The organism is Streptomyces taklimakanensis, assembly GCF_009709575.1.
In the GTDB taxonomy this organism is placed as follows: domain Bacteria; phylum Actinomycetota; class Actinomycetes; order Streptomycetales; family Streptomycetaceae; genus Streptomyces; species Streptomyces taklimakanensis.
On sequence record NZ_WIXO01000001.1, the window covers coordinates 931,340 to 944,408 of the forward strand.

Annotated in this window: 13 protein-coding genes and 1 tRNA gene; 8 read left to right on the forward strand and 6 right to left on the reverse strand. The window is 74.4% G+C overall.

What is annotated here, in order from left to right; genetic code table 11:
* Nucleotides 1-254: 254 nt before the first annotated feature.
* Nucleotides 255-1,304, reverse strand: coding sequence for an LLM class F420-dependent oxidoreductase (locus F0L17_RS04125; protein WP_155070007.1), 1,050 nt, complete (start codon nucleotides 1,302-1,304; stop codon nucleotides 255-257).
* A 76-nt stretch (nucleotides 1,305-1,380) separates the two neighbouring features.
* Here F0L17_RS04125 and F0L17_RS04130 point away from each other — a divergent pair, with 76 nt between their 5' ends.
* Both F0L17_RS04130 and F0L17_RS04135 read left to right on the forward strand, forming a co-directional pair.
* Complete coding sequence (locus F0L17_RS04130; RefSeq protein WP_155070008.1) at nucleotides 1,381-2,364, forward strand: aldo/keto reductase; 984 nt, start codon at nucleotides 1,381-1,383, stop codon at nucleotides 2,362-2,364.
* Nucleotides 2,361-4,487 carry a helix-hairpin-helix domain-containing protein gene (locus F0L17_RS04135; RefSeq protein ID WP_420802377.1) on the forward strand — a complete coding sequence of 709 codons (2,127 nt, stop codon included), beginning with the start codon at nucleotides 2,361-2,363 and terminating at the stop codon, nucleotides 4,485-4,487. The genes F0L17_RS04130 and F0L17_RS04135 overlap by 4 nt, the downstream gene beginning before the upstream one ends.
* Before the next feature lie 60 nt (nucleotides 4,488-4,547).
* On the opposite strand, the gene F0L17_RS04140 is transcribed toward F0L17_RS04135, so the two are convergent.
* The gene (locus F0L17_RS04140) at nucleotides 4,548-5,246 is read right to left on the reverse strand and encodes a hypothetical protein (protein ID WP_155070009.1); all 699 of its coding nucleotides are present in this window, start codon (nucleotides 5,244-5,246) and stop codon (nucleotides 4,548-4,550) included.
* Between the two features lie 47 nt (nucleotides 5,247-5,293).
* On the opposite strand from F0L17_RS04140, the gene F0L17_RS04145 reads away from it, so the two are divergent.
* Nucleotides 5,294-5,482: a DUF5703 family protein gene (locus F0L17_RS04145; RefSeq protein ID WP_155070010.1), complete on the forward strand. Its 189-nt coding sequence runs from the start codon at nucleotides 5,294-5,296 to the stop codon at nucleotides 5,480-5,482.
* 99 nt (nucleotides 5,483-5,581) lie between these two features.
* Here the strand turns inward: F0L17_RS04145 and F0L17_RS04150 are convergent, their stop codons facing one another.
* The 3 genes from F0L17_RS04150 to F0L17_RS04160 all read right to left on the reverse strand — a co-directional run bounded on the left by F0L17_RS04150 (nucleotide 5,582) and on the right by F0L17_RS04160 (nucleotide 8,396).
* Nucleotides 5,582-6,502: a chaplin gene (locus F0L17_RS04150; protein ID WP_155070011.1), complete on the reverse strand. Its 921-nt coding sequence runs from the start codon at nucleotides 6,500-6,502 to the stop codon at nucleotides 5,582-5,584.
* Nucleotides 6,503-6,625: 123 nt separating this feature from the next.
* Nucleotides 6,626-6,859, reverse strand: a complete 234-nt coding sequence (chpH, locus tag F0L17_RS04155; RefSeq protein WP_155070012.1) for a chaplin ChpH — start codon at nucleotides 6,857-6,859, stop codon at nucleotides 6,626-6,628.
* 166 nt (nucleotides 6,860-7,025) lie between these two features.
* The gene (locus F0L17_RS04160; RefSeq protein WP_155070013.1) at nucleotides 7,026-8,396 is read right to left on the reverse strand and encodes a M20/M25/M40 family metallo-hydrolase; all 1,371 of its coding nucleotides are present in this window, start codon (nucleotides 8,394-8,396) and stop codon (nucleotides 7,026-7,028) included.
* Between the two features lie 138 nt (nucleotides 8,397-8,534).
* Here F0L17_RS04160 and F0L17_RS04165 point away from each other — a divergent pair.
* Nucleotides 8,535-8,619 (forward strand) — tRNA-Leu (locus F0L17_RS04165).
* Nucleotides 8,620-8,690: 71 nt separating this feature from the next.
* Here the strand turns inward: F0L17_RS04165 and F0L17_RS04170 are convergent.
* Nucleotides 8,691-10,346: an FAD-binding dehydrogenase gene (locus tag F0L17_RS04170; RefSeq protein WP_155070014.1), complete on the reverse strand. Its 1,656-nt coding sequence runs from the start codon at nucleotides 10,344-10,346 to the stop codon at nucleotides 8,691-8,693.
* A gap of 234 nt (nucleotides 10,347-10,580) precedes the next feature.
* Here F0L17_RS04170 and F0L17_RS04175 point away from each other — a divergent pair, with 234 nt between their 5' ends.
* The 4 genes from F0L17_RS04175 (at nucleotide 10,581) to F0L17_RS04190 (ending at nucleotide 13,064) form a co-directional block, all read left to right on the forward strand.
* Nucleotides 10,581-10,979 carry a YidH family protein gene (locus F0L17_RS04175; protein ID WP_155070015.1) on the forward strand — a complete coding sequence of 133 codons (399 nt, stop codon included), beginning with the start codon at nucleotides 10,581-10,583 and terminating at the stop codon, nucleotides 10,977-10,979.
* Nucleotides 10,980-11,005: 26 nt separating this feature from the next.
* Nucleotides 11,006-11,353 carry a DUF202 domain-containing protein gene (locus tag F0L17_RS04180; protein ID WP_162465771.1) on the forward strand — a complete coding sequence of 116 codons (348 nt, stop codon included), beginning with the start codon at nucleotides 11,006-11,008 and terminating at the stop codon, nucleotides 11,351-11,353.
* A 17-nt stretch (nucleotides 11,354-11,370) separates the two neighbouring features.
* Nucleotides 11,371-11,844 carry a gluconokinase gene (locus tag F0L17_RS04185; protein ID WP_155073122.1) on the forward strand — a complete coding sequence of 158 codons (474 nt, stop codon included), beginning with the start codon at nucleotides 11,371-11,373 and terminating at the stop codon, nucleotides 11,842-11,844.
* A 197-nt stretch (nucleotides 11,845-12,041) separates the two neighbouring features.
* Nucleotides 12,042-13,064, forward strand: a complete 1,023-nt coding sequence (locus tag F0L17_RS04190; RefSeq protein ID WP_155070016.1) for a phosphotransferase family protein — start codon at nucleotides 12,042-12,044, stop codon at nucleotides 13,062-13,064.
* The last annotated feature ends 5 nt before the right edge of the window (nucleotides 13,065-13,069 follow it).

Here is a 13,069-nt window from a genome sequence, read left to right on the forward strand (position 1 = left end):
ACGGCGCGAACGGTCGGGGGCAACAGCTCACCGCGCCGCCTGGGCCGAACGGAGGTGCCGCGGGGTGCCGGGCGTAACCCGACGGAGGCCGGGCCGTTGTGCCGGTAGACGGCCGTGGCGGGGAGACCCCGAGCCCCCACCACGGCCGTGGAGCACACCGGGCGGGGCCGGACGCGGCGGCGTCCGGCCCCGCCCGTGTCGGTGCCGATGCCGGTGTGCGCGCCAGGACGCCGGGGCGCCGGACCGCCGGGGCGTCAGGCGACGCCGGAGCGCTCCAGCGCCTCCACCCCGGCCCGCAGCGCGGCGATCCGCTCCTCCAGCGTGAAGCCGGCCGGCGCGAGGGACAGAGTGGTCGCCCCCGCCTCGGCGTAGGCCCGCATCCGATCGGCGATCCGGTCCACGGAGCCGAGCAGCGTGGTGGAGTCGATCAACTGCCGGGGCACGGCGGCCGCGGCGCCGTCCTTGTCGCCGGACAGGTACCTGTCCTGGATCTCGGCGGCCTCCTTCTCGTACCCCATCCGCTGGGCGAGCTTGTTGTAGAAGTTCTGCTTGCGGCTGCCCATGCCGCCGACGTACAGCGCGGTGTAGGGACGGAAGGTGTCGGCCAGGGCATCGACGTCGTCGCCGACGGCCAGCGGCACGGTGGGCACCACGTCGAAGCCCTCCAGGGTCCTGCCCGCCTTCTCCCGTCCGGCGCGCAGCGCGCCGAGGGTGGTCTCCTCGGCGTGCTCGGGCGAGAAGAAGATCAGCAGGGCGCCGTCGGCGATCTCGCCGGTCTGCTCCAGGTTCTTCGGCCCGATGGCGGCGATGTAGAGCGGGATGTGCTCGCGGACCGGGTGCACGGTCAGCTTCAGCGGCTTGCCGGGGCCGTCGGGCAGCGGCAGCGTCCAGTGCGCGCCGGAGTGGGACAGACGCTCGCGGGACATCGCCTTGCGGATGATCTCCACGTACTCGCGGGTGCGGGCGAGCGGCTTGTCGAACCGCACCCCGTACCACCCCTCGGAGACCTGCGGGCCGGAGACGCCCAGGCCCAGCCGGAAGCGGCCGCCGGAGAGCGTGTCGAGGGTGGCGGCGGTCATGGCCGTCATGGCGGGGGTGCGGGCGGGGATCTGGAAGATGGCCGAGCCCACGTCGATCCGCTCGGTCTGGGCCGCGACCCAGGCCAGTACGGTGGCGGCGTCCGAGCCGTAGGCCTCCGCGGCCCAGCAGACGGAGTAGCCGAGGCGGTCGGCCTCCTGGGCGACCGCGAGATTGTCCGCGTCCATCCCGGCTCCCCAGTAGCCGAGGTTGATCCCGAGCCGCATCCGCGCTCCCCTTACCGATCAGTAACGTGCCTGTCCCCGGGACTCTAGCGCGCGTCCGCAAGTACGCTCAACGCCCATGGAGCACAGGCACGTGGGCCGCACCGGTCTCCGCGTATCCCGGATCGGGCTCGGCACCCTCACCTGGGGGCGGGACACCGGGGAGCGGGAGGCAGCCGACCTGCTGAAGGCCTTCTGGGAGGCCGGCGGCACCCTGGTGGACACCGCCGACGTGTACGCCGACGGCGGTGCCGAGTACCTGCTGGGACGGCTGATGGCGGACCTGGTGCCGCGCCGGGAGGTGGTGATCGCCACCAAGGCGGGCGGCGTGCCCGACCCCGACCGCCGCTTCGACTGCTCGCGCGGCCATCTGCTGTCGGCCCTGGACGCCTCCCTGGAGCGGTTGGGCACCGACCACGTGGATCTGTGGCAGGTCCACGCCTACGACCCCCTCACTCCGTTGGAGGAGACCCTCCAGGCCCTCGACACCGCGGTGAGCAGTGGCCGCGCCCGCTACGCGGGGGTGGCGGGCTTCTGCGGCTGGCAGTTGGCCAAGGCCGCCTCGTGGCAGCTCGCCGCGCCCGGATCGCGCACCCGACTGGCCGGTGCCCAGATGGAGTACTCGCTGCTCCAGCGCGGTGTGGAGCGCGAGGTGCTGCCGGCCGCGCTGGACCTGGGGGTCGGGCTGCTGCCGTCCTCACCGCTGGGGCGGGGGGTGCTCACCGGCAAGTACCGCGGCGGGCCGCCGCCCGGGTCCCGTGGCGCCTCGGAACACCTGGCGCCCTTCGTCGCGCCCTACCTGGACGAGACGGCGGCGCGGATCGTGGACGCGGTCGCCATAGCGGCCGACGGCCTGGCCGTCACCCCGCTCCAGGTGGCACTGGCCTGGGTGCGGGACCGGCCCGGTGTGGTCGCGCCGGTCGTCGGCGCACGGACGGCGCGGCAGCTCCAGGAATCGTTGTCAGTGGAGAGCCTTACGCTTCCCGACGAGATCTGCCGGGCGCTGGACGACGTGTCGGCGCCGGTGCACCGCTATCCCGATCACGACTGGAGCACACTGTGACCGCGTCCAGCGCCGACCCCTCCGACCGCCCGGACGGCACGGACCACAGCGACACACACCGCACGGACCCCACCGATCCCGGGGGCCGGCCGGCCGCGGCCGGAGACAAGACCGCCGCGGCCGGGGACAAGGCGGCCGAGCTGATGGCCGCCGTGCGGGCCGTGGAGAGCGGTGAGCGCTCCGCCGCCGAGTTCTTCGCCGAGCCCCGCCCCGCCCCGCGCGCCCGGCGTCCCGCTCCCCGTCCCGCCCCCGCTCCCGGCGGGGCGCCGGCGGCGGAGGGGCCGGTCGCCGTACCGGAGGGGGTCGTCGCGCTGCTCGCCGAGGCCGGGGCGCCCCCCTCGCTGGGCGCCCGGGTGGTCAGGGCCCTGGGCGAGGGGGCCGAGGAGGTCCTGCGCGCGGATCCGTGGCAGTTGCTGTCCGTCCCCGGGGTGCGGCCGGAGCAGGCGGACGGCTTCGCCCGCGCGGTACGGGGACCGGAGTGCGGCCCGGACGACGAGCTCCGGACTCGTGCCCTGACGGTGTGGCTGCTGGAGCGGGCCGCGCTGTCCGGACACACCGTCCTGCCGTCGGCCTCCCTCGCCGCGGAGCTGGCCCGGTACGCCGTGTCCGATCCGGACGGTGCCGTGGCGGCGGCCCTCGACGAGGGGGCGGTACTGGCGTTCGAGGACGAGACGGAGGGGGGCGGCGTCGCGGGGGCCGGGGGTTCCGAGGGCCCCGATGCCACCGAGGCCGCCGAGGCCGCCGAGGGCCTCGGTGCGGACGGCGACGGACGACCGGTACGGCTGTTGCTCGGTCTGGAGCGGTACGCCCTCGCCGAGGAGGGGCTGGCCGAGGGCCTGGCCCGGCTCGGCTCCACCTTCGTCCCGCCCGACGAGGCGGAGACCGAGGGCTGGGAGAAGGCCGCGGCGGCCGCCCCCACCCCCTCGGCGGCCGAGTTGGTCCGGGCCGTCGCGCGCAGCGGGCTGGTGGTGCACACCGGCGGCGAGGCCGCCCGTGCCGAGCCCGCGGCACTGGTGGCCGCGGCCCGTTCCCTGGGGCTGCGGGCGTGTGCCGTGACCCACGGGGAGGACGGCAGGCGGCGGCTGGCGGAGCTGCTCGCCTCCCCCGACGGTACCGCCGGGGGAGGCGAGGGCGGCGGGGAGCCGGCCCCGGCGGCTCTCACCGTCGACGGTCTGTTGACCGACCGCGAGGGCCCCGGACGGGACGAGGAGGGCGCGTACGCGCTCGACCTGCTCGTCGTACTGGACGCGCCCCAGCTCGACACCGAACGGGCGGCGGCCCTGGTGGAGTCGCTGCCGGACGGGGCACGGCTGGTGCTCAGCGGCGACCCCCACCTGCTCGGCGCCGCCGGTCCCGGGCAGGTGCTGACCGACCTGCTCGCCGCGCGCGTCTGCCCGCAGGTGGTCTCCCGCACCCCCGATCCCGGCCCGGTCGGCGAGCTGGTGTCGGGCATCGGCGTCGGCGAGCTGAACCGGGTGGAGGCGCCCGGCCGGGAAGTGGTGATCGTCCCCGTGCACGACGCCGGGGAGGCGGTGCACCGCACCGTGCAGCTGGTCTCCGACTCGGTGCCGAGGGCGATCGGGGTGCCCGCCGAGCGGACCCAGGTGATCACGCCCGGCCACGGGGGCGCGGCGGGCACCCGGGTGCTCAACGCCGCGCTCAAGGAACGGCTCAACCCCGGTCCGGGCCGGTTCGGCGGTTTCGACCCGGGCGACCGGGTGGTCCACGCCCCCGCCCCCGGCCGCGCGGTGCCGGGCACGGTGGTCTCCGGCGACGCGGAGGGGCTGCGGCTGGAGTGCGCCGGCCGTACGGTCGTCGTTCCGCGCGACCGGGTGGCGGACACCGTGCGGCACGGCTGGGCGCTCACCGCCCACCAGGCGGTGGGCACGCGCTGGCCCGCGGCCGTGGTGGTGCTGCCCGGGGACGCGGCTCGGGCCCTGGACCGCGCCTGGGTGTACACGGCCTTCGGCCGGGGCGAGCGGCACCTGTCCGTGGTGCACGGGGTCGATCAGGCGCTGCAGCGGGCGGTGGCCCAGGTACCCGCACCGGAACGCACGACCCGTCTGCGCGCGTTGCTGCGCGCACAGGCGGCCGCGGCCCGGCCTGCGGAGCGGGCGGACTGACCGCGCCCTCCGGTCCCGAACACGGGGTTCCGCGGGCGCGCCCGCGGAACCCCGATCGGGTCACCGGCCTCCGGGCCCGCCCCCGCCGTCCTCGTCGTAGAGGTCCTCCTCCTCGTCGAAGACGGCGCTGACGTCGAAGCGGCAGACGACCCGCTCGGGGTCGGCCGCCTCGAAGGGCGAGGCCAGCCACTCCCCCGGCTCGGCGGGTTCCTCGCCCGCGATCACCCACAGGGTGGAGTCGCCCTCCTCCAGGCCGAACTCCCCGTGTCGGGTGGCGATCTCGTCGGGCTCGTACTCGCCGAAGAGCACGCTGAGCGCGGCGTGCACACCGCTCCCGGCGAAAGGTCCCTCCAGCGCCTCCTCGTCGGCGTCCGCGGAGTCCGGGTCGAGCGCGGTGACGCGCTGGGCCTGGGCCATCAGCCGCTGCGGTTCGACGACCGTGTAATCGCGGCGGACGAGAACGCTGAGGGAGCCGGGCTCCTCCGGTCCGGCGTAGGGGGGCATGCTGTCACCGCCCGGGATCTCGAAGGGGGTGACCTCGTCGTAGACGTCGTACAACACCTCGTCGTACGCCTCTCCCGCCGCGGCGAGTTCGTCGAACGCGGCGTGGACCGCGGCCTCGGCCCGGGCGGCGTCGGCGGCGTCGCCCACCTCGGCAGACCGTCGTTCGACGGCTTCGAGGTGACGGTCCAGCGCGTTCTTCAGGGCTTCGGCGGCGGCTCGTACCTCGGCAGCACCGGGCTGCGCAGCATCAGACATAGTGCAGACGCTATCCGTACCGGGCCCCTGCCCGCACAATAGATGTGATGCCGGAATACGAATTTCGCGATGTCCACGTCCCGCGCGGGGTGTCCCGCAAGGCTGCCACGCGCCTTTTGACCGACCACGCCGAGTACGGACACTGGGAGCTGGATCGGCTGAGGCTCAACTCCGACGGCAGCCGTCAGGTCAGGCTGCGCCGACGGATCATCCGCCAGCTGCGCGCCACCTGGTGATGTGACGCACGGCACGACGGGAGCGGGCCCACCCCGATGGTCGGGGCGGACCCGCTCCTTGTCGTGCCCTGCCGCGGGGAGGGTCGGCGGCAGAGGGGGTCAGCGACGCGCGAGCCGTGCGCGCCGGTAGAGCAGGGCACCGCCGAGCAGCGCGCCGGCGCCGACCGGGACGATGGTGCCCAGACCGGTGTTCCCGGTCTCGGCCAGGGCGCCGCCCATGGCCTTGGGAGCGGGCGCGTCGGCCTCGCGCTCGGGGGCCTCGGTGCGGGGCTTGTCCTCGTCCTTCGCCTGCTCCGGCTTGTCGGGCTTGCCGGGCTTGTTCGGCTCCTTCGGCTCGTCCGGCTTGTTCGGCTCCTTCGGCTCGTCCGGCCGCTTCGGCTCGTCCGGCCGCTCGGGGGCGGGCTCGGAGTCGTTGACGCAGGTGTTGCCGATGGCCGGGTTGAGGACGCCGACCACGTTCACGGAGTTGCCGCAGACGTTCACCGGCGCGTGCACCGGAACCTGGACGGTGTTGCCGGACAGCACGCCCGGCGAGCCCTGGGAGACGCCTTCGGCCCGGGCGCCGCCGTCGCCACCGGCGTGCCGGTGGGGCCCGTCGGCGGGCCGGTGGGCGTCGGGGGACCGGTGACCGCCGTGGTAGCCGCCCTCCCGGTCCTTGCCGTGGTCCCCGCCGTGGTCACCTCGGTGGTGACCGCCGTGGTCACCTTGGTGGTGACCACCGTGGCCGCCCTCCTGGTGTCCGCCGTGGCCGCCCTCGTGGTGGCCGTCCGTCCGGGAGCCCTGGTTGGCGCAGTGGTTGCCGAAGGCGGGGTTGAGGCCGCCACCGGCCGTCACGGTGTTGCCGCAGGCGTTCACCGGCGCGTGCACGGGAGCCTGGACGGTGTTGCCGGACAGCACGCCCGGCGAGCCGACGGCCGCGCCCTGGGCGTCGGCGTCGGCGTGGGCGTGGCCGCCCGAGATGGCCAGCACACCGCCGGCCGCGGCGATGGTGATCAGGCCCTTCCTGGTGACCTGTCGCATGTGTACTTCCCCTTGCCCTTACTGTGCGGGTGCCTTGCGTTCTACGGGTGCGACGCGGACGGGGAGCACTCCTCGGTCTTCCCGTCCGCCGCGCCTCGGGCACTCAGGGGCCCGGGCGCAACGTCAGCCGTTGACGCAGGCGTTGCCGAAGGCGGGGTTCAGCAGACCGATCACGCTGACCGTGTTGCCGCACACGTTCACCGGGATGTGGATCGGCACCTGAACGACGTTGCCGGAGATCACGCCGGGGGAACCGACAGCGGCGCCCTGGGCACCGGAGTCGGCGGCGGCGACGCCCGCGCCCGCGAGCACGAGACCGCCGGTGGCGGCCGCGACAGCGACAACCTTCTTGATCATTGTTCCTCCTAGTTGGCAATGCGATCCCAGCCGCGGACCGCACTCCCTGTAACGACAAGGGAGGAACCGGGCTACGGCCCCTGGCCGCTTTCACCCGTCCTGGTGACGGACGCACACAAGGACGAATTCCGGGGGTCGGCGCGGATCCGCGCCGACCCCGGAGGGCTCAGCACCGGTCGAGGAACCGGTCCAGCACCCGGACGCCGAACTTCAGGCCGTCCACCGGCACCCGCTCGTCCACGCCGTGGAACATCCCTGCGAAGTCCAGCTCCGGCGGCAGCTTCAGCGGGGCGAAGCCGAAGCAGCGGATGCCCAGGTCGTCGAAGGACTTGGCGTCGGTGCCCCCGGAGAGCATGTACGGCACGGCGCGGGCGATCGGGTCCTCGGCCCGCAGCGCGACCTGCATGGCGTCCACCAGGGCGCCGTCGAAGGTGGTCTCCACCGCCTTGTCGGCGTGCACGTCCTCGCGCTTCACGCGCGGGCCCAGGATCCGGTCGAGGTCGGCCAGGAACTCCTCCTCGTGCCCGGGCAGGAACCGTCCGTCGACGTGGGCGGTGGCCTGGCCGGGGATGACGTTGACCTTGTAGCCCGCGCCGAGCATCGTCGGGGCGGCGGTGTTGCGCAGGGTCGCCCCGACGAGTTTGGCGATGCCGCCCAGCTTCTCCAGCGTCTCGTCCATGTCCTCGGGGTCCAGTTCGACGCCGAGGGCGTCGGAGAGCTCGTCGAGGAAGGAACGGACGGTCTTGGTGACCCGCACGGGGAACCGGTGCCGGCCCAGCCGTCCGACGGCCTCGCACAGTTCGGTGATCGCGTTGTCCGTGTTGGTCATCGAGCCGTGCCCGGCGGTGCCCTCCACCGTCAGCCGCATCCAGTGCATGCCCTTCTCGGCGGTCTCCACCAGGTACAGGCGCAGCTTCTCGTTGACGGTGAAGGAGAAGCCGCCGACCTCGCCGATCGCCTCCGTCACTCCCTCGAACAGCTCGGGGTGCCGCTCCACCAGGTAACGGGCCCCATAGGTGCCGCCGGCCTCCTCGTCGGCGAGGAAGGCCAGCACGATGTCGCGCGGGGGTTTGCGGCCGGCGCGCAGCCGGTCGCGGACGACCGCCAGCGTCATCGCGTCCATGTCCTTCATGTCCACCGCGCCCCGGCCCCACACGCAGCCGTCGGCGATCTCCCCGGAGAACGGGTGGTGGGTCCAGGCGTCGGCGTCGGCGGGCACGACGTCGGTGTGGCCGTGGATCAGAAGGGCGGGCCGCGAGGGGTCCTCCCCCTCGATCCGGGCGACGGTCGAGGCCCGACCCGGATGGGACTCGACGATCCTCGGTTCCAGGCCCACCTCCGCGAGCTTCTCGGCCACGTACTCGGCCGCGGCCCGCTCGCCCGGCCCGGAGTGGTCGCCGTAGTTGCTGGTGTCGATCCGGATGAGGTCGCGGCACAGGTCCACGACCTCGTCCTCACCCCTGACGGTGTCCGTCCCGGTCGTGGTCGCGCTCGGCTCGCTCACACTGCCTCCTCCTGTTGCGGGGTCCGGCCCCATCCTCCCGCTTCCGGTCCTCGCCGCACAGGACCGGGCACGGTACGGGGCCGGGGCCGGGCGGGGCGGGGGTGATCGCCCCGGTCCGTTCCAGTGCTATGGTTTACACGTCGCGACCGCAGCGGTCGGCGGCCTTCACCTGTCCGGGTGGCGGAATGGCAGACGCGCTAGCTTGAGGTGCTAGTGCCCTTTATCGGGCGTGGGGGTTCAAGTCCCCCTCCGGACACCGACACGACATCCCCCGTGGGTCTCCCCGGGGGATGTCGCTTTCGCGGGGGCACGCCCCGGAGCCGGCCGTCAGCCCACGGCCTCCGCCGCCGCGCGCCCGGCGGTGCGGCCCGAGAACAGACAGCCGCCCAGGAAGGTGCCCTCCAGGGAGCGGTAGCCGTGCATGCCACCGCCGCCGAACCCGGCGGCCTCCCCGACCGCGTAGACGCCGGGCAGCGGCTCGCCGCCGTCGGTGAGGACGCGGGCGGACAGATCGGTCTCCAGGCCGCCGAGGGTCTTGCGGGTGAGGATGTTCAGGCGCACGGCGATCAGCGGGCCCGCACCGGGGTCCAGCAGGCGGTGCGGCGGGGCGACCCGGATCAGCTTGTCGCCCAGATAGGCGCGGGCGCCGCGGACGGCGGTGATCTGGAGGTCCTTGGTGAAGGGATGGGCGACCTCGCGGTCGCGGGCGACGATCTCGTCCCGCAGGGCGTCCTCCTCGATCAGGTCCCGACCGGTGAGGGCGTTCATGCCGCGCACCAGGTCGGACAGGTCGCGCTCGACGACGAAGTCGACGCCCTTCTCCAGGAAGGCGCGCACCGGCCCGGGGGCGCCGGAGCGTGCGCGGCCGAGGACCCGGCGAACGCTGCGGCCGGTGAGGTCGGGGTTCTGTTCGGAGCCGGAGAGCGCGAACTCCTTCTCGACGATCCTCCGGGTGAGGACGAACCAGGTGTACTCGTGGCCGGTGCGCATGATGTGTTCGAGGGTGCCGAGGGTGTCGAAGCCGGGGAAGAACGGCACCGGCAGCCGCTTCCCGGTGGCGTCGAGCCACAGCGAGGAGGGGCCGGGCAGGATGCGGATGCCGTGCCGGTCCCAGACGGGGTTCCAGTTCTCGATGCCCTCGGTGTAGTGCCACATCCGGTCGCTGTTGACGATCCGGCCGCCGGCCCGCTCCGTGACGCCGAGCATCGCGCCGTCGACGTGGGCGGGGACGCCGGAGAGCATCCGCCCGGGCGGGGTGCCCAGTCGCTTCGGCCAGTTGGCGCGGACCAGGTCGTGGTTGCCGCCGATGCCGCCGGAGGCGACGATCACGGCCTGGGCGCGCAGTTCGAAGCCGCCGACCGCCTCGCGGCCGCTCGCGGTGCCGCGCGCGGCACCGCTGGGGGCCAGCACCTCGCCGGCGACGGTGTCCACGGCGCCCGCGCTGCGGGTCAGGGAGGTGACGCGGTGCCGGAACCGCAACTCCACCAGCCCGTTCTCGACCCCCTGCCGCACGCGCCGCTCGAAGGGTTCGACCACGCCCGGCCCGGTGCCCCAGGTGATGTGGAAGCGCGGCACGGAGTTGCCGTGGCCGGTCGCGCCGTGGCCGCCGCGCTCGGCCCAGCCGACGACGGGGAACAGCCGCAGGCCCTGGGCGTGCAACCAGGCCCGCTTCTCGCCGGCGGCGAAGTCGACGTACGCCTCGGCCCAGCGGCGCGGCCAGCGGTCCTCGGCCCGGTCGAAGCCGGCCGTACCGAGCCAGTCCTGCCAGGCCAGCTCACGGCTGTCGTGGACGCGCAGCCGGCGCTGCTCCGGCGAGTCCACGAGGAACAGTCCGCCGAAGGACCAGTGCGCCTGGCCGCCGAGCGACGCCTCGGGCTCCTGGTCGAGCAGGATCACCCTGCGCCCGGCGTCGGCCAACTCGGCGGTGGCCGCGAGCCCGGCCAGTCCCGCTCCGATCACGATCACGTCGGCGTCGTACGCCATCGGCCCACCCGTTCCCCGGTCCGTCCCCACTGGTGAACCGGAGGGTAACCCCCGGCTCCCGGTGCGCGGCACCCCTCGCGGAGTTCCCGCCGGCCGGACGACCGACGGGACGGCGGGCGGGGACGCGGACGAACCACCGGAATCGACGCGGCGCCCGACGGCCGGGGCGCCACCGACGGCCGCGGGAGTGGCGCCGGAGGCGCGGGGGCACCGGGCGCGTCTAGGGTCGAGAGCATGATCGACGGTTTCCGGACGACGGCGCGGCTGTGGTGGACGCCCAAGCGGTTGCGGGCCGAGGGCGAGACCCCGGACTACCGCTTCTCCCTGGCCAACGAGCGGACGTTCCTGGCGTGGATCCGCACCTCGCTGGCGCTGGTCGCCGGCGGGTTGGCCGTGGACCAGTTCCTGACCGGGATGCGGGCCGGGGCACGGGTGGCGATCGCGGTGGTGCTGTTGGCGGGGGGAGCGCTGTGCGCGGTGCGGGCGGTGAACCACTGGCTGCGCACCGAGCGGGCGATGCGGCGCGGCGAGGACCTGCCGCTGTCGCGCTTCCCGGTGTTGCTGGCGCTGGGGACGGCGCTGGCCGCGCTGTTGGTGGGGGCCGGGGTGCTGGTGGGCGGGTTCGGTCGGTGAGCCGGGCGCGGCCGGGATCGCCGGAGGTGGACGGCGGCGCGGCGGGGGGCGGCCCGCCGGGCGGTGTCGCCGCCGTGCGCGATCCGGCCGCGCAGCCCGAGCGCACCCGGCTGGCGTGGCGGCGCACGGTGCTGGCCTTCGCCGTGGTGACGGTCCTGGCGGTCCGCCACGCGGCGCACGGCTCGGGGGCCTCGGCGTGGTGGGCGGCCGTGGCGGCGGCGGCCGCGTGGGTGGGGCTGGTGGCCGTGGCGGCCCGTCGGGTCCGGGCGCTGACCGACCCCCGTCCGACACCGCTGGGCGTTTCCGGGGCACTGTTCGCGGTCATCTGTACGCTGGCGGTGCCGATCTCTGGAGTGGTGGTGTTGTTGTGGTGAGCCCGCTCGTCGTGGTGATGGGTGTGTCCGGTTCCGGCAAGACGACGGTGGGCACGGCCCTGGCCGAGTCGCTGGGCGTGCCGTACGCGGACGCCGACGACTTCCACCCGCCCTCGAACGTGGAGAAGATGACCTCGGGCGTGCCGTTGACCGACGAGGACCGTCGGCCCTGGCTGGACGCGATCGCCGCGTGGCTGCGGGAACGGGGCGGGCGCGGCGGCGTGGTGACCTGTTCCGCCCTCAAGCGGCGCTACCGCGACCGGCTCCGCGAGGCCGCTCCGGAACTGTTCTTCGTCCACCTGAACGGTTCCGCGGAGTTGATCGCCTCCCGCATGTCGGCGCGCAAGGGCCACTTCATGCCGCCGGAACTGCTGAAGTCCCAGATCGACACGTTGGAGGCCCTGGAGGAGGACGAGGCGGGCGCCGTCGTCCCCATCGACGGGACGGTCGAGGAGACCGTCGCCCTGGCCCGCGAGTCCCTGCCCCGCTGAGACGCCTCCCCGGCACCTCGCCGCGTCTTCCGCACCCCGGCGCCCCGTCCTCCGCGGTCCCGGCGGGACGGGGCACCGGGCCGGACGGGGACGCCCCGTCCCGAGGGTCTCCCGCACCCCGCCTCTGGACTCCATACCGACTGGTCGGCATCATGGCTCGGTACCGTACGACACCCTCTCCCGCGAGGAGCCTTCCGATGACCGAGCACCACCCACCGGGCCTCGATCCCGCGCGGCTGCGCGCGTACCTGGACCGCGAGCGTCCCGAACTCGTCCGGGGGCCCCTGAGCGCGGAGCTGATCGAGGGCGGCCGGTCGAACCTGACGTACCAGGTGACCGACGGCACCTCCCGGTGGGTCGTGCGGCGCCCGCCGCTGGGCCACGTCCTGGCCACCGCCCACGACATGGCCCGCGAGCACCGGGTGATCGACGCGCTGGGCCCCACCGACGTGCCCGTGCCCGACGCGGTGCTGCTGTGCGAGGACGAGTCCGTCCTCGGGGCGCCCTTCTACGTGATGGAGTACGTGGAGGGCACCCCGTACCGCACCGCCGAGCAGCTCGCCCCGCTCGGCCCGGAACGCACCCGCGCACTGGTGCTCGGCCTGGCGGACACCCTGGTGACGCTGCACTCGGTCGACCCGGCCGCCGTCGGCCTGGGCGACTTCGGACGCCCCCAGGGCTTCCTGGAGCGACAACTGCGGCGCTGGGGCAAGCAGCTGGACGCCTCCCGCAACCGCGACCTGCCCGGCATCGACGAACTGCACGCCACCCTCGGCGGCCGACTGCCCCACTCCCCCGCGCCCACGATCGTCCACGGCGACTACCGGCTGGACAACGTGCTGGTCGGCGCGGACGACCGGATCGCCGCCGTCCTCGACTGGGAGATGTCCACGCTCGGCGACCCGCTGACCGACCTCGGCCTGCTGGTGATGTACAGCAGCCAGCGGCACATCCCCGGCGCGCCCATCGCCACCACCCGCGAGGCCCCCGGCCACCCCGACGCGCGCGAACTGATCGAGCGGTACGCGACACTGTCGGGCCGCGACGTCTCCGACATCGCCTGGTACACGGCGTTCGCCTACTTCAAGCTCGCCGTGATCCTGGAGGGCATCCACTACCGCTACACCCTCGGACGGACCGTCGGCGCGGGCTTCGACCGCATCGGCGGCCTCGTACCCCTCTTCGTCGACAGCGGCCTCACCACCCTTCAGGAGGGCTGACCCAC

What these genes read in the sequence shown, in the direction of transcription:
- F0L17_RS04125 (WP_155070007.1), bottom strand. Translation starts at nt 1,304, where the DNA reads ATGCGGCTCGGGATCAACCTCGGCTACTGGGGAGCCGGGATGGACGCG.
- F0L17_RS04130 (WP_155070008.1), top strand. Translation starts at nt 1,381, where the DNA reads ATGGAGCACAGGCACGTGGGCCGCACCGGTCTCCGCGTATCCCGGATC.
- F0L17_RS04140 (WP_155070009.1), bottom strand. Translation starts at nt 5,246, where the DNA reads ATGTCTGATGCTGCGCAGCCCGGTGCTGCCGAGGTACGAGCCGCCGCC.
- F0L17_RS04145 (WP_155070010.1), top strand. Translation starts at nt 5,294, where the DNA reads ATGCCGGAATACGAATTTCGCGATGTCCACGTCCCGCGCGGGGTGTCC.
- F0L17_RS04150 (WP_155070011.1), bottom strand. Translation starts at nt 6,502, where the DNA reads ATGCGACAGGTCACCAGGAAGGGCCTGATCACCATCGCCGCGGCCGGC.
- chpH (WP_155070012.1), bottom strand. Translation starts at nt 6,859, where the DNA reads ATGATCAAGAAGGTTGTCGCTGTCGCGGCCGCCACCGGCGGTCTCGTG.
- F0L17_RS04160 (WP_155070013.1), bottom strand. Translation starts at nt 8,396, where the DNA reads ATGGGGCCGGACCCCGCAACAGGAGGAGGCAGTGTGAGCGAGCCGAGC.
- F0L17_RS04170 (WP_155070014.1), bottom strand. Translation starts at nt 10,346, where the DNA reads ATGGCGTACGACGCCGACGTGATCGTGATCGGAGCGGGACTGGCCGGG.
- F0L17_RS04175 (WP_155070015.1), top strand. Translation starts at nt 10,581, where the DNA reads ATGATCGACGGTTTCCGGACGACGGCGCGGCTGTGGTGGACGCCCAAG.
- F0L17_RS04185 (WP_155073122.1), top strand. Translation starts at nt 11,371, where the DNA reads ATGGGTGTGTCCGGTTCCGGCAAGACGACGGTGGGCACGGCCCTGGCC.
- F0L17_RS04190 (WP_155070016.1), top strand. Translation starts at nt 12,042, where the DNA reads ATGACCGAGCACCACCCACCGGGCCTCGATCCCGCGCGGCTGCGCGCG.